Here is a 16,765-nt window from a genome sequence, read left to right as displayed (position 1 = left end):
TCCCCGCCCCTCACCCCGTTACGCACACGAAAGTGGTGACACATGTCCGACGCTCCGGCCACCGCGCCCACCGACCCCACCACGCCGGGCCGCTCTCCCGGTATCGCCCGCATCGTCAGCGCGAGCCTGATCGGCACCACCATCGAGTGGTACGACTTCTTCCTCTACGGCTCCGCCGCCGCGCTGGTCTTCAACACGCTCTTCTTCCCCACCGCCGACCCGCTCGTCGGCACCCTGATCGCCTTCATCACCTACGCCATCGGGTTCGCCGCGAGGCCGATAGGCGGCGTGGTCTTCGGGCACTTCGGCGACAAGATAGGGCGTAAGAAGCTGCTCGTCATCAGCCTGCTCATGATGGGCGGCGCCACCTTCGCCATGGGCCTGCTGCCCACCTACGACAGCATCGGCATCGGCGCCCCGATCCTGCTCACCGTGTTGCGCCTCGTCCAGGGATTCGCGCTGGGCGGCGAATGGGGCGGCGCGGTGCTCATCGTCTCCGAGCACGGCGGGGACAAGCAGCGCGGTTTCTGGGCCTCCTGGCCGCAGGCCGGAGCGCCCGGCGGCAACCTCCTGGCCACCGGCGTCCTCGCCCTGCTCGCGGCCGTCCAGTCGGAGGAGGACTTCACCGCCTGGGGCTGGCGCATCCCGTTCCTGCTCTCCGGCGTCCTGGTCCTCCTCGGCCTGTGGATCCGCATCTCCGTCTCGGAGTCGCCTGTCTTCCTCGCCGCCCAGGCCAAGGCCCAGGCAGAGGCCGCCCGCGGCATCAAGCAGAAGCCGCCGGTGGTCGAGGTGTTCCGCCGCAGCTGGCGGGAGGTCCTGACCGCGATCGGCACCCGCTTCGGCGAGAACATCTCGTACTACGTCCTCACCGCCTTCCTCCTGGTCTACGTCACCAACCACCTGGACCTGCCCAAGAGCACCGCGCTGAACGCCGTCCTGATCGCCTCGGCCGTCCACTTCATCACCATCCCCCTGTGGGGCGCGCTCTCCGACCGCATCGGGCGCAGGCCGGTCACCCTGATCGGCTCGGTCGGCATGGCTCTGTGGGCCTTCGCCTTCTTCGCCCTGCTCGACTCCAAGTCGTTCGCCGTCATCACCCTCGCGGTCACCGTCGGCCTGCTGCTGCACGGCGCCATGTACGGTCCACAGGCCGCCTTCATCTCCGAGATGTTCGACACCAAGGTCCGCTACTCCGGCGCGTCGATGGGCTCCCAGCTCGCTTCCATCGTGGCGGGCGCGCTGGCACCGATCATCGCGGTCGAACTCCTCAAGGAGTACGACTCCGCCACCCCTGTCGCCCTCTACCTCTGTCTGGCCGCGGTCGTCACCACCGTCACCGTCGCCCTCGCCAGGGAGACACGCGGCCGGGACCTCTCCGTCTCCATGGCGGACGACCCCACGGACCTCCCGCGGACGGAGACGCCCGCGGCCGCCGGCATTGACAGGGCCTGAACCGACGCGTCCAGCGCGACCGGACGAAACGCAGCCGGCCGTAAGGAGTGCCATCATGACCACCGTGAACGACCGCACGTACCGCGCCGCGGCACACAGTGCGATGGTGGCCCTCGGACAGCTGCTGACCCTGCTGGCCTCCGGAGCCTCCGCCGAGCAGTTCACCCGCCCCTCGGCGGACGCCGCCACCGCACAGCTGCCGCCCGAGGAGCGGGCTCTTCTGGAGGACGCCACACGGATCGCGCTGGAGATCCGCCGCACCCTCGACCAGCACCGCAGACGCGAGGCCGAGCTGGCCGCCCTCTTCGACACCGCCAGCGACCTCGCGGCCCTGCGCGACCTGGACGCGGTCCTGCGCGCCATCGTCCACCGGGCCAGGACCCTGGTCGGCACCGACGCCGCCTACCTCTCCCTCAACGACCCCGTCGCCAAAGACACCTATATGCGCGTCACCGACGGATCGGTCTCCGCCCGCTTCCAGCAGCTGCGGCTCGGCATGGGCGAGGGTCTGGGCGGCCTCGTCGCCCAGACCGCCCGCCCCTACACCAGCGCCGACTACCAGACCGACCCGCGCTTCAAGCACACCCGGGCCATCGACGAAGCGGTGCTCGAGGAGGGCCTGCGCGGCATCCTCGGCGTGCCGCTGCGCGTCGGGAAACGGGTCATCGGCGTGCTCTTCGCCGCCGACCGCACCACCCGCGACTTCCCGCCCGAGGCCATCGCGCTGCTCACCTCGCTCGCCGATCACGCCGCCGTCGCCATCGACAGCGCGCGCATGCTGGAGGAGACCCGCTCCGCGCTCGTCGAACTCAACACGGCCAACGAGACCGCCCGGGCCCACAGCACCGCGCTGCGCCGCGCCGCCGACGCCCACGACCGCCTCACCGACCTGGTCCTGCGCGGCGCGACCGTCGACGACCTGGTCCGCGAGATCGCGGCGCTGCTCGGCGGCGGCATCGCCCTCCACGACCCCGACGGCACGGAGATGGCCCGCGCCGACACCGCCCCCGTCACCCCTTCACCGCAGGGCATCACGGCCTCCCGCACCGGCGGCCGTGCCGTCCCGGTGGACGGCACCTGGGTATGCGCCGTACTGGCCGGCTCCGAGCTGCTCGGCAGCATCGTCCTGACCTCACGCGCGGACCTGGCCGACCCCGACCGCCGCCTGTTCGAACGCGCCGCCCTGGTCGCCGCCCTCCTCCTGCTGCTGCGCCGCACTGTCGCCGAGGCCGAGGACCGCGTCCGCGGCGAACTCCTCGACGACCTGCTCACCCGCGACAAGACCGGCGGACGCCACGACAGCGGCAGCCTGGCCCTTCGCGCCCGAAAGCTCGGCATCAACCTCTCCCGGCCCCACGCCGTGCTCACCCTGGACACCGACAACGAACCGCGCTCGCACCTGTTCGCGGAGGCCGTGCGGCACGCCCGCTCACTGGGCGGGCTCGCGGGAATCCACGACGGCCACATCGTCCTGCTGGTGCCGTCGTCGGAGCCCGGCGCGCTCGCCGCCGAACTGGCCAGAGACCTCGGCAAGGCAGCCGGCGCGCCCGTCACCGTGGGCTCCGCGGGCCCGGCCACCGGCCCCGAACAGCTCCCGGGCACGTACACGGAAGCGGGCCGCTGCCTCAACGCCCTGCACGCCCTGGGCCGCACCGGGGACGGCAGCGACATCGCCGGGCTGGGTTTCCTCGGGGTCCTGCTAGGCGACCGATCCGACCTCGACGGCTTCGTGCGGCGCTACCTGGGCCCCGTACTCGCCTACGACCAGCAGCGCGGCACCGAACTCGTCCAGACGCTCGACGCGTACTACACGCATGGCGCGAGCCTGTCCAAGGCCAAGGACGCCCTGCACGTGCACGTCAACACCGTCGTGCAGCGACTGGACCGGGTCGCCCAACTCCTCGGTGCCGACTGGAACAGTCCCACCAGGGCCCTGGAACTCCAACTGGCCCTGAAACTGCACCGACTGGGCAACCACTAGCACTACCCCCTCCCATCCCGCCAGCACCCGCCGGGAACAGGCCATGGGGTTGGGCACCACCGCGGTGATCGACATTGTGGGGTTCCCAGCCAAGGCGCGGACGCCACCGGCGCCCCTAACCTCCACACAACCCCGTGAGGGCCGTCGTCACAGAGCCGAACGTGGAGGTCTCTCCCCATGCCACATCTCCGTACCCTGCCCGCGGCCGGCCGCGGACCAGCCGCCGCGTTCGCCGCGGCACTGGCCGTCCTGCTCCTCGCCGTACTGTCCGTCGTGTCGTCGCCCGGCACGGCTCGCGCGGCGGCCGCCCCACAAGAAGTGACGGGCTTCGGATCCAACCCCGGCAACCTCCGCATGTTCCGTTACGTGCCCCCAGGGCTGCCCGACGGACGCCCCGTCGTCGTCGCCCTTCACGGGTGCACCCAGAACGCCGCGAGCTATGCGGCCAACACCGGCTGGATGGACCTGGCCGACACGTACGAGTTCTCACTGGTCCTGCCGCAGCAGCAGTCAGCCAACAACTCGAACTCCTGCTTCAACTGGTTCGAGCCTGGTGACACTCGGCGGGACTCCGGAGAGGCACTGTCGATCAAGCAGATGGTCGACCGTGTGAAGAAGGACAACGGCGCCAAGAGCGCCTACGTCAGCGGCCTCTCGGCGGGCGGGGGCATGGCCTCCGCCATGCTGGCGGCCTACCCCGACGTCTTCTCCGGCGGCGGGATAATCGCCGGTCTGCCCCACGGCTGCGCCAACTCGGTCTCCTCCGCCTTCACTTGCATGAGCCCGGGCGTCAACAAGAGCGCCAAGGAGTGGGGAGACAAGGTCAGGGCGGCCCACTCGTACTCCGGGCCGCGCCCGAAGGTCTCGATCTGGCAGGGCACCACGGACACGACCGTGAAACCCATGAACGCCACCGAGCTGATGGAGCAGTTCACCCACGCGAACGGCACCGATCAGACTCCGGACACCACGGACACGGTCGCCGGCTATCCGCACCGGGTGTACGGCGGCACGGTGGAGACCTTTGACATCACCGGTATGGGGCACGGGCACCCCGTCGACCCGGGCGCCGGATCAGCCCAGTGCGGCACCGCCGGCTCCTACGTCCTGGACGTGAACATCTGCTCCGCGCGCCACCTCGTCCACTTCTGGAACATCGACGACAGCACCTCGCCCACGCCGGCCCCCACTCCGACCCCGACCGACACGGGCACCCCGACGCCCACGCCGACCAGCACTCAGCCCCCCTATTCCGACACGGCCCTCGGCACGGCGACCGACCACTACGTGGCGCAGCGCATCACCGTGGACGAATACAACAAGCTCGGCGCGGCCCGCGGCTACAACACCCCCTTCACCCTCTACAAGTGCGCGGCGGGCTGGACCGACAAGTCCGACTGCTCACCGATCTGACCCGCGATGCTCCGCTGACCCGCGATGCTCCGCCGGATCTCCCGCACGGCCGCGCGCCCCGCGCGGTTGGCGCCGATGGTGCTGGCCGAAGGCCCGTATCCCACCAGGTGGACGCGGGAGTCGGCGGCGGCCCGCGTGCCTTCCATGCGGATGCCGCCGCCCGGCTCGCGCAGCCGCAGCGGCGCGAGGTGGTCGATGGCGGCGCGGAAGCCCGTCGCCCACAGGATCGTGTCCGCGTCGACGCGGCGCCCGTCGTCCCAGGCGGCGCCGGTCGGCGTGATCCGGTCGAACATCGGGAGCCGGTCTAGTACCCCGTCGGCCCGCGCCCGGCGGATCGCGTCGTTCACGGGCAGCCCGGTCACCGAGACCACACTGCGCGGGGGCAGCCCCTGGCGTACGCGTTCCTCGACCATCGCGACGGCCGAGCGTCCCCAGTCCTCGTCGAAAGGTCCCTCGCGGAACACCGGCGGGCGCCGGGTGACCCAGGTGGTCTCCGCCGCGTACGGGGCGATCTCCATCAGGTGCTGCGTACCCGAAGCGCCACCGCCCACGACGATCACCCGCTGCCCCGCGAAAGCCTCGGGGCCCGGATAGATCGCCGTGTGCAACTGCCGCCCAAGGAACGTCTCCTGGCCCGAATAGCGCGGCCAGAACGGCCGGTCCCAGGTGCCCGTCGCATTGATCACCGCACGCGTCGACCAGGTGCCCGCCGAGGTCTCCACGAGCAGCCGCCCGCCTTCGCCCTCACGCACCTTGTGTACGTCGACGGGGCGCCGCACGCGCAGGCCGAACCGGTCCTCGTACGCCGTGAAGTACTCCCCGATGACCTCCGACGACGGACGCCCGGGGTCGGCGCCCGTCAGCTCCATGCCGGGGAGCGCGTGCATGCCGTGCACCTTCCCGTACGTCAGCGAAGGCCACCGGAACTGCCAGGCGCCGCCGGGCCGGGGCGCGTGGTCGAGGACCACGAAGTCCCGGTCCGGTCCGAAGCCGGCCCGCCGCAGGTGGTAGGCGCTGGACAGGCCCGCCTGGCCCGCGCCGATGACCACCACGTCCACGTCGACGTCCCCGCCCACGACTACGTCCACGTCCTGTACCGCCGCTGTGGCGGCCGCTTCCCGTACCCCGATGTCGTTCACGGTTCTACTAACTCCGTCGGGGTCGGGGATCTTCCCGGTGGATGGTCGGAGATCTTCCGGGCGGATGGGGGAGTATGGACGCATGTCCGACGCGTTCACCACCCGAGTCCTGCGGGTCGCCACCGGTTCCACCGAGACCGTCCACGACCTCACCCGCGAGTGCGAGGCCTTCCTGCGCGAGGCGGCGGCCGGCCGTGACGGCCTCCTGAACATCTTCGTCCCGCACGCCACGGCGGGCATCGCGGTCCTGGAGACGGGCGCGGGCAGCGACGACGACCTGCTCGCCGTGCTGCACACCCTGCTCCCCGCCGACGACCGCTGGCAGCACCGCCACGGCAGCCCCGGTCACGGCCGCGACCACGTCCTGCCCGCCCTGGTCCCGCCGCACGCGACGCTGCCCGTCGTGGCCGGGAGGCTGGAGCTCGGCACCTGGCAGTCGGTGTGCCTGGTCGACACGAACGTGGACAACCCCGACCGGCAGGTCCGCCTCAGCTTCCTGGGCTGACGCCGCGGGTGAGCCGCGTCTCACCGGACCGGCGCCTCTTGTCTATGCAACGAGTTGCATAGAAGGATCGCCGTATGGCGCTAGAGCACGCGATCCTCGTCTCGCTGCTGGAGCAGCCGGGCTCCGGCTATGAGCTGGCCCGGCGGTTCGAGCGGTCCATCGGGTATTTCTGGACCGCCACCCACCAGCAGATCTACCGCGTCCTCAAACGCATGGAGGGCGACAGCTGGATCGACGCCCGCGAGGTGGCGCAGCAGACCCGGCCGGACAAGAAGGAGTACTCCGTCACCGCACTGGGGCGCTCCGTCCTGGCCCAGTGGCTGCACGAGCCCATCGCACCCGAGAGCGTCCGGCACGAGCTTGCCGTGAAGATCCGCGGCGCCGCCTTCGACGACCCGGTCGCGCTGATCCGTGAGGTCGAGCGGCACCGCCAGGCGCACGCCGACCGGCTCGCGCGCTACCTCGCGGGGGAGCGGCGCGACTTCACGGGTCCCGAGGCTCCCACGGCGCCCGACGCCGGACAGGAGCTCCAGCACGTCGTACTGCGCGGCGGCATCGCGTACGAACGTATGACGCTCGCCTGGCTCGACGACGTGATCGCCACCCTCCACCGGCTCGGCCCCCCGGCCTGAACCGGCACCCGCACCTCACCTCCCGACCAGGAAAAGGCGAATATCCATGGCCGACGCGCTGCTGTTCAACCCGCGCACCTACGACCCGACCCACTTCGACCCCGAGACCCGCAGGCTGCTGCGCGCGACCGTCGACTGGTTCGAGGCCCGCGGCAAGCGCAAGCTGATCGAGGACTACCGCTCCCGCGCCTGGCTCGCGGACTTCCTGGAGTTCTCCGCCAAGGAGAAGCTGTTCGCCACCTTCCTCACCCCGGCCGCCGCCGGTGACGGGCAGGGCGACCAGCGCTGGGACACCGCCCGGATCGCCGCGCTCAACGAGATCTTCGGCTTCTACGGGCTCGACTACTGGTACGCGTGGCAGGTCACCATCCTCGGCCTCGGCCCGGTCTGGCAGAGCGACAACGCGGCGGCCCGTACGCGCGCGGCCGAACTCCTCACCCAGGGCGAGGTGTTCGCCTTCGGCCTGTCGGAGAAGAGCCACGGCGCCGACATCTACTCCACCGACATGCTCCTCGAGCCCGACGGCGACGGCGGATTCCTGGCCACCGGCTCCAAGTACTACATCGGCAACGGCAACGCCGCCGGACTGGTCTCCGTCTTCGGCCGCCGCACCGACGTCGAGGGCCCCGACGGCTACGTCTTCTTCGCCGCCGACAGCCGCCACGAGGCGTACCACCTGGTGAAGAACGTCGTCGACTCCTCCAAGTTCGTCAGCGAGTTCCGGCTGGAGAACTACCCGGTCGCCGCCGAGGATGTACTGCACACGGGCAAGGCCGCTTTCGACGCCGCGCTCAACACCGTCAACGTCGGCAAGTTCAACCTCTGCACCGCCTCGATCGGCATCTGCGAGCACGCGATGTACGAGGCAGTCACCCACGCCCAGGGCCGCATCCTGTACGGCCGTCCCGTCACCGCCTTCCCGCACGTGCGCCGCGAGCTGACCGACGCCTACGTCCGTCTTGTCGGCATGAAGCTGTTCAGCGACCGCGCCGTCGACTACTTCCGCTCCGCGGGCCCCGACGACCGCCGCTACCTCCTCTTCAACCCCATGACGAAGATGAAGGTGACCACGGAGGGCGAGAAGGTCATCGACCTGATGTGGGACGTGATCGCCGCCAAGGGCTTCGAGAAGGACAACTACTTCGCCCAGGCGGCCATCGAGATCCGCGGCCTGCCCAAGCTGGAGGGCACGGTCCACGTCAACCTCGCGCTGATCCTGAAGTTCATGCGCAACCACCTCCTGGACCCGGTGGCGTACGAGCCCGTCCCGACCCGCCTCGACGCGGCCGACGACGACTTCCTCTTCCGCCAGGGGCCCGCCCGGGGACTTGGCTCCATCCGCTTCCACGACTGGCGCACCGCCTACGACGCGTTCGCCGAGGTGCCCAACGTCGCCCGCTTCCGCGAACAGGCGGACGCCCTCTGCGAGTTCGTGAAGACCGCCGCACCCGACGAGGAGCAGAGCCGGGACCTCGACCTGCTGCTCGCCGTCGGCCAGCTCTTCGCCCTGGTCGTGCACGGCCAGCTGATCCTGGAGCAGGCGCGCCTGACCGGCCTCGACGAGGACGTCCTCGACGAACTCTTCGCGGTCCTGGTGCGCGACTTCTCCGCCCACGCCGTCGAACTGCACGGCAAGGACTCCGCCACCGAGGCGCAGCAGCGCTGGGCGCTGGACGCGGTACGCCGCCCGGTCGTCGACAGCGCGCGCTCGGCGCGGGTGTGGGAGACCGTTGAATCCCTGGCGGGGGCGTACGAGATGGCGCTCTAGGACGTGATGCCCCCGACCGCGCCCGTACTACGGGGGGCGGGCGTGGTCGGGGCAGTGGCCCCACTGGGTCACGTCGCCGGGTGCCCGCCCGGGTCCTCGGCCGGCTCGCGGGCGGCGAGGAGGGCGCTCACCTCGGCCGCGGTCGGATACACGTACAGCTCCCGCAGCGAGACCGGGGGCAGCCCGGCCCTGCGCAGCGCGCCGGAGAGCCGCACCGCGAGCAGTGAGTTGCCGCCGAAGAGGAAGAAGTCGTCGTCCGGCCCCACGTCCTTGCCGAGCACCTCGCGCCACACGCGCAGCACCGGGTCGTCCGTCGGCCGCCCGGCCGCCTCGGCCGAGACGGCCTCGGCGGCCGGCGTGAGCCCGCTCGTGTCGACCTTGCCGTTGACGGTCAGGGGCAGCTCGGACAGCAGGGTGAACGTGGCCGGCACCATGTAGTCGGGCAGATAGCGCGCCGCCCGCGCCCGGATCTCCTCCACCGACACGGCCTCGTGTCCCGGCACCACATAGGCATCCAGGCGGACCTGGGCCGCGTCACCGGCGTCGCCGCCAAGGACCACCGCTGCCGCGCTGACGTTCCGGTCCTCCAGCAGGACCGAGCGGATCTCGCCGAGTTCGATGCGGAAGCCGCGCACCTTGACCTGGCCGTCGATCCGCCCGAGATGGTCCAGGCGCCCGTCCGGGCGCAGCCTGCCCAGGTCCCCGCTGCGGTAGACCCGCTCGCCGGTGACCTGGTCGTGGACGAACCGGGCGGCGGTCAGCTCCTCCTGGTTGAGGTAGTGGGAGGCCACGCCCGCACCACCGACGTAGATCTCGCCGGGCACCCCGAACGGCTGGACGCCACCCGCCGTGTCCCGCACCGACACCGACCAGCCCGGCAGCGCCCTGCCGACCGAACGCGACCCGGCGCCGATGTCCTGCGGGGTGACGGTCTGGCTGGTGACGTGCACGGTGGTCTCCGTGATGCCGAACATGTTGACCACCCGGCACCGGGTGTGCGGATGCCCGCGGAACCAGTCCTGCAGCATCCGCACGTCCAGCGGCTCACCGCCGAAGACCACCAGCCGCACCGCGAGGTCGGCGGTGCGCCGCAGGTCGACCTCCTTGAGCATGGCGAACGCGGACGGGGTCTGGTTCAGGACGGTGACCCGGTGCCGCACCAGCAGGTCGTGGAAGTCCTCCGGGCTCCGGGAGACGAAGTACGGCACCACGACCAGGTGTCCGCCGGTCAGCAGCGCGCCCCAGATCTCCCACACCGAGAAGTCGAACGCACTGGAGTGGAAGAGCGCCCAGGTGTCCTCGGGGCCGAGCCCGAGATCGGCGGTGGTCGCGGCGAGCAGCGCGCCGACGTTGCGGTGGGGGACCGCGACGCCCTTGGGCCGGCCGGTGGAGCCGGAGGTGTAGATCACATAGGCGATGTCGTCCGCGCCGCCGCCCGGGTCCGTGACCGGTCCACCGGCGGTGCGGGGCAGCTCGCTCGGGTGCAGCACGGTCACCCCGTCGATGGCGGGGAAGTCGTCGGCGCGGGAGAGTACGAGCCGGGCGCCGGAGTCGCTCACCGTGTGGAGCAGCCGCTCCGCCGGATAGGTGATGTCCATCGGGACATAGGCGGCACCGGCCTTGAGCACCCCGAGCAGGGAGACCACCAGCTCGGCGGTACGGTCGAGGCACACGCCGACCCGGTCGCCCGGCATCACCCCGTGGCCGCGCAGCGCGCCGGCCACCGCGTCGGACCTGGCGTCCAACTCCGCGTAGCTCAGCGTGTGTTCGGGATCGGACAGCGCCGGGGCGTCCGGTCGCTCGGCCGCCACCTTGCGGAACAGCTCGTGGACGGGGGCGACCACCGCGTCGCCTCCCGCCGGGGTGCGCCCGGCGGCGATGACGGCGGCGGCCTCCTCGGCGTCCACCAGGGCGATGTCGGCGACCCGGGCCCCGGCCGGGGCCTTGACGAGCGCGTCCACGGCGCGTGCGACGTGCCCGGCGAACTGCCCGGCTATCACCGGATCCAGCACACCCTCGTCGTAGTGCAGAACACCGCTCAGGGTGCCGTCCGCGCCGTACTGCCACGCCAGCGTCACCGGAAAGGGCGGCGCCAGGACGGGGCGGTAGATGTCGCCGTCGCGTATCTCGGTCAGCAGGACGCCGACCGCGGGCATGCCGGACGGCGGCTCGCCGTCCGTGGCGCCGGCGTGTGCCGCCGCATCGAGCAGGTCGGCGGTGAGGGTCGGCTCGCCGACCGGGAGCGCGACCGACCGCTGCGCGTCCCCGGCCGCGGGGCCCCCGGTGATCAGCGCGAACTCGGCGTGTTCCGTCGCGCCGTAACGGGCCAGGACGACCGCGGTGGCCGCCAACGGCAGCGCCGGTGCCGTGTCGTCCGCGACCGCCGTGGAGGTCAGCACGACGGTGCCCGTCCGGCCCGCTCTCGCGGGGTCGCCGAGGCCCCAGGGCAGTTCGGGCGGACCGTCGTGCTGCGGGCTCGCACCGGTCGCCGCTTCGGGCAGCGTCACGGGGTGTGCCGGGTCGGTCAGCGCCGTCGCCAGCTGGGCCAGGGCACGCCGGTCCACCGCCCGGCGGTGTGCCACCAGGACCAGGTCGGCGGCGCCGTCGGCGTAGCTGAGCACGACGGCTCGCGCGAGGGCCGGGGCGCCGTTGACCGCGCGGCCGGACTCCCGGGAGCGGTGCCGGTGCGCGGCCCTGTCGTCCGCGTCGACGTCCAGCGCCTCATGGAACAACAGCGTGCCGTGGAGGGCGGAGTGGCGTTCGATCAGGGCGGCCAGGTTGTCGCGTATGGCCGCCGGGTCGAGTCCGGCGGGGAGGCGTCTGATGAGACTGTGGCAGGCACGGGCCGGGTCGGAGCCGAACTCGGAACGGGAGAAGAGCCGACCGCTCGGGTGGTGGGCCGCGGGGACCTCCGCGGCCACTTCGCTGGAGACGGACACACGCACTCCTTTGGTGAGGCCGGGAAAGAGCCAGCTGGACGAGGCCCGCGGAAGGGCGTCGGGAGAAGGGTCAGCGGGCGTCAGCGGGCGGAGAAGCCGGCGTCCACGGGGATCACCGTTCCGGTGACCTTGAGGGAGTCGTCGCCTGCGAGCCAGATCGCGGCACCGGCGACATCGGCGGGATCGACCAGTGAGTCGGTCGCCACCGATTCCAGATAGACGGCTTCCTGTTCCTCGTAGCCGATGCCGAGCGCGTCGGCGACGACCGCGGTCATCTGGCCGTCCACGGCCGGGTCGTCCCGGACCGGGCCCGGGCACAGCGCGTTGACCCGGATGTTCAGCGGCGCGTAGTCCAGCGCGGCGGCCTTGGTCAGGCCGACCAGGCCGTGCTTGGAGGCGACGTATCCGGCGAAGTGGCGGTAGCCGACGAGACCGGCCGTCGACGCGACGTTGACGATGCTGCCCGCCCTCTGGGCGACCATCACCGGCGCCACCGCCGAGATCAGGTGCCACGGCCCGGAGAGGTTCACGTCCAGCATGACCCGCCACTCCTCCTCGGTGAAGTCGTGTGTGGCCTTTCCCGAGGGCGCGCCCACCCCCGCGTTGTTGATCAGGGCGTCGATCCGCCCGAACCGGTCCACCGCCGCCGTGACGGCCGAGGTCACCGCGGCTCGCGAGCGCACGTCCGCCGTGGCGACGAGCACGGACGCGCCGTTCTTGCGGCACAGCCGTGCCGTCTGCTCCAACTGGCTCGCGGAACCCAGGGCGTAGGGAACCTCCGGAACGTCGCCGCCGATGTCGATGAGAACGACGTCCGCGCCCTCCTCGGCGGCCCGTACGGCGCAGGCCCGGCCGATTCCCCTGGCCGCGCCGGTGATCACTACGGTCTTGTCACGCAGTCCCATGGGTGAGACCCCTTCCGGATCCGACGCGGCCCGCGGCGATGGTCTGGGAGATCAGCGCGAGCAACGGCTCGGCGTCGTCCGCCGGATACATGTGCTCTCCGGGCAGTTCGGCCAGGGAGAAGTCACCGGTGGTCACGTGCTGCCACGCGGCCACCTCCGCACGGGAGACGAACGAGTCGTCCGTGGCGTACACCCCGGTCACCGGGACGTCGAGGGGGCGCCCGCCGCTCGGCCGGTAGCCCTCGTCCATCGCGTAATCGGCCCGCAGGGTCGGTATCAGCAGCTCGCGCACTTCCGGCACGTCGAAGGCGGGGTACCGGCGCCCGGTGGTCTTCTCGACGTGCGCGAGGAACGCCTCGTCGGTGAGGGCGGAGACGTCGCTGACCGGGCCGGCGGTCGGCGGGCGCGCCGCGCTGACGAACAGGTGGACCACTTCGGTGCCCCCGGTCTCGGTGAGGCGCCGGGTGAGTTCATAGGCGAGCACGGCGCCGAGGAAGCAGTGCCCGAACAGGGCGACGGGGCCGTCGCCCGCCGCTTCGCGCGCGGCCGGGAGCAGCCCGTCCGCCGCGGCGTGCACGTCCAGGTACGGCTCCGCGTCCAACAGGCGCTCACGGCCGGGCAGTTGGAGCGGCGTGGCCACCACTCCGCTCAGGCCCATCCTGTTCCACGGGCGGAAGAAATTGGCTCCCCCTCCGGCGAACGGAAGGCACAGCAACGGCACCCTGTCGCGCTCCGAAGTCGTCGGCTTGGTCACGGCATTGCCTCCAGGCGGGACTCCCGGACAGCGCGGATGAGCCGCCGGGACAGATGGATGGTGGATGTCGAACCGTGTGCGCATGCTAGCCACCGCGAGGGCGCGAAATGCCTTTCCGGGCTGCTGCCCAAGGCGCACGTGATGTCGTGTTGTGTCCCGCCGGCGAGACACCACGCGACCTCATTCGGAACATTCACAGACTGAGGAGAATCATGAGACGTACGAATGGCCTCGCTCGCGTCCTGCTCCCGTCGGTACTGGTGGCGGGGATGCTCGGCACCGTGACGCCCGCGGCGACCGCATCGGCCGGGCCGAAGCCCGCCGAACCGGCGGCCTGCACCTGGAAACCGGCGATCCTGCCGATGCCCGCCGGCGCGCTGGCCGGAGAGGTGGACGCGGCCGACGGAAGCGGTGGCTACGCGGGCACGATCTCGTACGGCGCGAATTCCGCGAAGGGCGGCCGTGCCGTGCTGTGGAAGAACGGGCGATTCACCGACTACGGAAATCTGGCCGACCCCGCCTACCGGAAATGGGTCACCGTCGTCGGGGTGAACCGTTCCGGGACCGTCGTCGGAAGCGTCGACCGGGAGGGAGACGGGTTCCCCAGCGCCGTCCGGTCGAGCAACGGCAGGATAAAGCGCCTGCCCGAACTGCCCGGCGCGTTCGCCTCGACGGCGGAGGGCGTCAACGACCGCGGGGACATCATCGGCGCCATGACCGACACGGAGGACGTGGCGAAGTGGTATCCGGTCATCTGGCCCGCCGACAAGCCGGGAACAGTGCAGAAACTGACCGGCCTGCCCGACGCGTCCGTCGTCGCCACCGGGATCGACGAGGACGGCACCGTACTCGTCGACGTGGAGCACGAGGTCGGTGAGGAGCTCTACCTGTGGAAGGGCGGCACGGCACGCAAGCTGGCCGCCCCCGACAATGCCCAGGCCTACATCCCGCGCGGCATAGCGAACGGCCGTGTGATCGCCGAGGTCACCTCCGTGGGGAACGTGACCCGAAGCGTGCTGTGGGACCGCGACGGACAGCCGCGCGCCGTGGAGCGGGGCGCGGACATCCGGGACATCAACCGCGACGGCCAACTCGTCGGTCGCACCGATGACCCCAGCCGGCAGGAGTTCGGCGTGTGGCAGGGGACGGCCCTCGCGGCCACGTTGCACCGCACCGACGAGAGCGGGCTCGAACTCACCGTGTCCAGTGACGACGGCACGATCGCCGGCCGCAGCTGGCGCATTCCCGGCGGCCACGACGAGCCGACGGTCTGGACCTGCAGCGGTGTCCTGTCCACAGGACAGGACACCGACGGCGGCACCGCTCAGGAGTAGAGCGCAGGAGTAGAGCTCAGGAGTAGAGGTAGAAACCACGGCCGGACTTCTTGCCGAGGAGTCCGGCCTCGGTCATCCGGAGCAGCAGTACGGGCGGGGCGAACTGCGGTTCGCGGAACTCCCGGTGCAGGGATTCGGCTATCGCGGCGACGACGTCCAGGCCGATCATGTCGGTCAGCCGCAGCGGCCCCATGGGGTGCGAGCAGCCGAGCGTCATGCCCTGGTCGATCACTTCGGCCGTGGCGATGCCGGACTCGACCATCCTGACCGCACTGAGCAGGTACGGGATGAGCAGGGCGTTTACCACGAAGCCGGAGCGGTCCCGGGTGCGGATCGGCGTCTTGCCGAGGGTCACCTCGACGAACTCGGTCATGCGCCGCAGCGTCCGCTCGTCCGTGAGCAGCGAACCGACCAGCTCCACCAGCGGCAGCGCGGCCACCGGGTTGAAGAAGTGCGCGCCGACCACCCGCTCCGGCCTGCTGGTGACCGCGGCAAGACGCGTGATGGGGATGGACGAGGTGTTCGACGCGAGGATGACGTCCGGCGAGTCGAGGACCTTGTCCAGCGCCGAGAAGAGCTGGGCCTTCTCGTCCTCGTCCTCCCGGATCGTCTCCACCACTAGGTCACGGTCGGCCAGGTCGTCGAGGTCGGCGGTGAACGCGATGCGCGCCAGCGCGGCGTCCCGGTCGGCCGCGGACACCCTGCCGCGGCTCACGGCCCGGTCCAGCGAGGCGACCAGCCGCCCCCGCCCCGCGGGCACGGCAGCGGGACCGGAGACCACGACCACGACGTCCAGTCCGGCCCGGCCGCAGATGTCGGCGATGCCGGAGCCCATCGTGCCGCAGCCGACGATCCCCACCCGGTGGATGCCACCCGGCAGGCCGGTGGTCCCGGTCATGCGGGCACCCCCCACCGCAGCAGGCAGGCGCCGATGGACATCCCGCCGCCGAAACCGGCCAGCAGCACCAGATCACCGTCCGACAGAGCGTTGTCCCTGACGGCCCGGTCGAGCGCGAACGGCACCGACGCGCTGCCCATGTTCCCGTACTCCTCGACCACTCGATGGGTGCGGGCGCCGGAGAGCCCGGACCGCTCCGCCAGTTCGCCCAGCAATACCCCGTTGGCCTGGTGCGGCACGAAGTGGTCCACCTCGTCGAGGCCGACGTCCGCCTCGGCGCACAGCGCGGCGAGGACCGGCGGCACGTGCTCCATCATGAAGTCCCGCACCTCGCGCCCGCGCATCCGGAAGAAGTGGGCGCCGTCGTCCACGGTCCGGTGAGTGCTCGGCAGCCGGCTGCCGCCCGCCTCGACCCGGATGAGACCGCCGGCGTCGCCCCGGCTCACCAGCTCGAACGCGAGCAGGCCGGGCCCGGGCGCGGCGGCGACCACGGCCGCGCCCGCCCCGTCGCCGAACAGGACCGCGGTCCTGCGGTCGGAGAAGTCCAGGATGCGCGAGAACACTTCGGCGCCGATCACCAGCGCGCGTGCGCCCGGGGAGACCGCGATCAGGCCGTGCGCAAGCACGAGCCCGTACACGAAACCGCTGCACACCACGTTGACGTCGAAGCAGGCCGCGTTCCAGGCGTCCAGCCGGTTCTGCACCACGTAACTGGTCGGCGGCTGCGGCGAGTCCCCGGTCGACGTGGCCACGATGAGGTAGTCCACCTGGTCGGCGGTGAGCCCGGCACTCCGCAGGGCCTGCTCGGCGGCGCGTGACGCCAGGTCGGAGGTCGCCTCGGTCGCGGCGGCGTACCGACGGGTCACGATCTGCGTCTTGCGCTGGATCCACTCCGGATCCACGCCCACGCGCTCGGCCAGCTCGACGTTGTCGACCTCTTCCTTCGGGGCGTACGAGCCCGTTCCCACGATGCCCACAGCGTGCTCGGTCACGGTCGGATCCCTCCTGGTCAGCCGGTGGGCCCGGGGACGGCCGGGGCCGGGGC

Annotated in this window: 13 protein-coding genes; 7 read left to right on the top strand and 6 right to left on the bottom strand. The window is 71.5% G+C overall.

Annotated features, from left to right (window positions below):
• Window positions 1-42: 42 nt before the first annotated feature.
• From GKQ77_RS13120 to GKQ77_RS33910, 3 genes are all read left to right on the top strand, one after another.
• Window positions 43-1,452: an MFS transporter gene (locus tag GKQ77_RS13120; RefSeq protein ID WP_219688896.1), complete on the top strand. Its 1,410-nt coding sequence runs from the start codon at window positions 43-45 to the stop codon at window positions 1,450-1,452.
• Between the two features lie 55 nt (window positions 1,453-1,507).
• Window positions 1,508-3,433, top strand: coding sequence for a helix-turn-helix domain-containing protein (locus GKQ77_RS13115; RefSeq protein ID WP_219688895.1), 1,926 nt, complete (start codon window positions 1,508-1,510; stop codon window positions 3,431-3,433).
• Window positions 3,434-3,610: 177 nt separating this feature from the next.
• A complete protein-coding gene (locus tag GKQ77_RS33910; RefSeq protein WP_308117651.1) occupies window positions 3,611-4,846 on the top strand; it encodes an extracellular catalytic domain type 1 short-chain-length polyhydroxyalkanoate depolymerase in 1,236 nt (411 codons plus the stop codon).
• Here the strand turns inward: GKQ77_RS33910 and GKQ77_RS13105 are convergent.
• Window positions 4,795-5,934, bottom strand: a complete 1,140-nt coding sequence (locus GKQ77_RS13105) for an NAD(P)-binding domain-containing protein (RefSeq protein WP_372459868.1) — start codon at window positions 5,932-5,934, stop codon at window positions 4,795-4,797. The genes GKQ77_RS33910 and GKQ77_RS13105 overlap by 52 nt on opposite strands.
• Before the next feature lie 133 nt (window positions 5,935-6,067).
• Here GKQ77_RS13105 and GKQ77_RS13100 point away from each other — a divergent pair, with 133 nt between their 5' ends.
• From GKQ77_RS13100 to GKQ77_RS13090, 3 genes are all read left to right on the top strand, one after another.
• On the top strand, window positions 6,068-6,490 hold the full coding sequence (locus tag GKQ77_RS13100; RefSeq protein WP_219688894.1) for a secondary thiamine-phosphate synthase enzyme YjbQ: 423 nt from the start codon (window positions 6,068-6,070) through the stop codon (window positions 6,488-6,490).
• Between the two features lie 74 nt (window positions 6,491-6,564).
• Window positions 6,565-7,122 (top strand): PadR family transcriptional regulator, encoded by a 558-nt coding sequence (locus GKQ77_RS13095; protein WP_219688893.1) that lies wholly within the window; start codon window positions 6,565-6,567, stop codon window positions 7,120-7,122.
• Window positions 7,123-7,168: 46 nt separating this feature from the next.
• A complete protein-coding gene (locus GKQ77_RS13090; protein WP_219688892.1) occupies window positions 7,169-8,890 on the top strand; it encodes an acyl-CoA dehydrogenase family protein in 1,722 nt (573 codons plus the stop codon).
• Between the two features lie 68 nt (window positions 8,891-8,958).
• Here the strand turns inward: GKQ77_RS13090 and GKQ77_RS13085 are convergent, their stop codons facing one another.
• The 3 genes from GKQ77_RS13085 to GKQ77_RS13075 all read right to left on the bottom strand — a co-directional run bounded on the left by GKQ77_RS13085 (window position 8,959) and on the right by GKQ77_RS13075 (window position 13,488).
• Window positions 8,959-11,829, bottom strand: coding sequence for an amino acid adenylation domain-containing protein (locus GKQ77_RS13085; RefSeq protein WP_308117650.1), 2,871 nt, complete (start codon window positions 11,827-11,829; stop codon window positions 8,959-8,961).
• A gap of 80 nt (window positions 11,830-11,909) precedes the next feature.
• Complete coding sequence (locus GKQ77_RS13080; RefSeq protein ID WP_219688891.1) at window positions 11,910-12,734, bottom strand: SDR family NAD(P)-dependent oxidoreductase; 825 nt, start codon at window positions 12,732-12,734, stop codon at window positions 11,910-11,912.
• Window positions 12,721-13,488: a thioesterase II family protein gene (locus GKQ77_RS13075; protein ID WP_308117649.1), complete on the bottom strand. Its 768-nt coding sequence runs from the start codon at window positions 13,486-13,488 to the stop codon at window positions 12,721-12,723. Before GKQ77_RS13075 ends, GKQ77_RS13080 begins: the two co-directional genes overlap by 14 nt.
• Before the next feature lie 212 nt (window positions 13,489-13,700).
• Here GKQ77_RS13075 and GKQ77_RS13070 point away from each other — a divergent pair, with 212 nt between their 5' ends.
• Window positions 13,701-14,822, top strand: a complete 1,122-nt coding sequence (locus GKQ77_RS13070) for a hypothetical protein (protein WP_219688889.1) — start codon at window positions 13,701-13,703, stop codon at window positions 14,820-14,822.
• A gap of 16 nt (window positions 14,823-14,838) precedes the next feature.
• On the opposite strand, the gene GKQ77_RS13065 is transcribed toward GKQ77_RS13070, so the two are convergent.
• Together GKQ77_RS13065 and GKQ77_RS13060 are read right to left on the bottom strand one after the other, a co-directional pair.
• Window positions 14,839-15,720 carry a 3-hydroxybutyryl-CoA dehydrogenase gene (locus GKQ77_RS13065; RefSeq protein WP_308117648.1) on the bottom strand — a complete coding sequence of 294 codons (882 nt, stop codon included), beginning with the start codon at window positions 15,718-15,720 and terminating at the stop codon, window positions 14,839-14,841.
• On the bottom strand, window positions 15,717-16,712 hold the full coding sequence (locus GKQ77_RS13060) for a 3-oxoacyl-ACP synthase III family protein (RefSeq protein ID WP_219688888.1): 996 nt from the start codon (window positions 16,710-16,712) through the stop codon (window positions 15,717-15,719). Before GKQ77_RS13060 ends, GKQ77_RS13065 begins: the two co-directional genes overlap by 4 nt.
• Window positions 16,713-16,765: the final 53 nt, after the last annotated feature.

This window comes from Streptomyces anatolicus, assembly GCF_019400875.1.
Taxonomy (GTDB): domain Bacteria; phylum Actinomycetota; class Actinomycetes; order Streptomycetales; family Streptomycetaceae; genus Streptomyces; species Streptomyces anatolicus.
The sequence above is the reverse complement of the archived record's forward strand: the minus strand, read 5'-3'. Positions and strand labels throughout refer to the sequence as shown.

Bases quoted from the DNA above. Each gene is read 5' to 3' on its own strand.
- GKQ77_RS13095 (WP_219688893.1), top strand. From the start codon at position 6,565: ATGGCGCTAGAGCACGCGATCCTCGTCTCGCTGCTGGAGCAGCCGGGC.
- GKQ77_RS13100 (WP_219688894.1), top strand. From the start codon at position 6,068: ATGTCCGACGCGTTCACCACCCGAGTCCTGCGGGTCGCCACCGGTTCC.
- GKQ77_RS13115 (WP_219688895.1), top strand. From the start codon at position 1,508: ATGACCACCGTGAACGACCGCACGTACCGCGCCGCGGCACACAGTGCG.
- GKQ77_RS13080 (WP_219688891.1), bottom strand. From the start codon at position 12,734: ATGGGACTGCGTGACAAGACCGTAGTGATCACCGGCGCGGCCAGGGGA.
- GKQ77_RS13070 (WP_219688889.1), top strand. From the start codon at position 13,701: ATGAGACGTACGAATGGCCTCGCTCGCGTCCTGCTCCCGTCGGTACTG.
- GKQ77_RS13065 (WP_308117648.1), bottom strand. From the start codon at position 15,720: ATGACCGGGACCACCGGCCTGCCGGGTGGCATCCACCGGGTGGGGATC.
- GKQ77_RS13090 (WP_219688892.1), top strand. From the start codon at position 7,169: ATGGCCGACGCGCTGCTGTTCAACCCGCGCACCTACGACCCGACCCAC.
- GKQ77_RS33910 (WP_308117651.1), top strand. From the start codon at position 3,611: ATGCCACATCTCCGTACCCTGCCCGCGGCCGGCCGCGGACCAGCCGCC.
- GKQ77_RS13120 (WP_219688896.1), top strand. From the start codon at position 43: ATGTCCGACGCTCCGGCCACCGCGCCCACCGACCCCACCACGCCGGGC.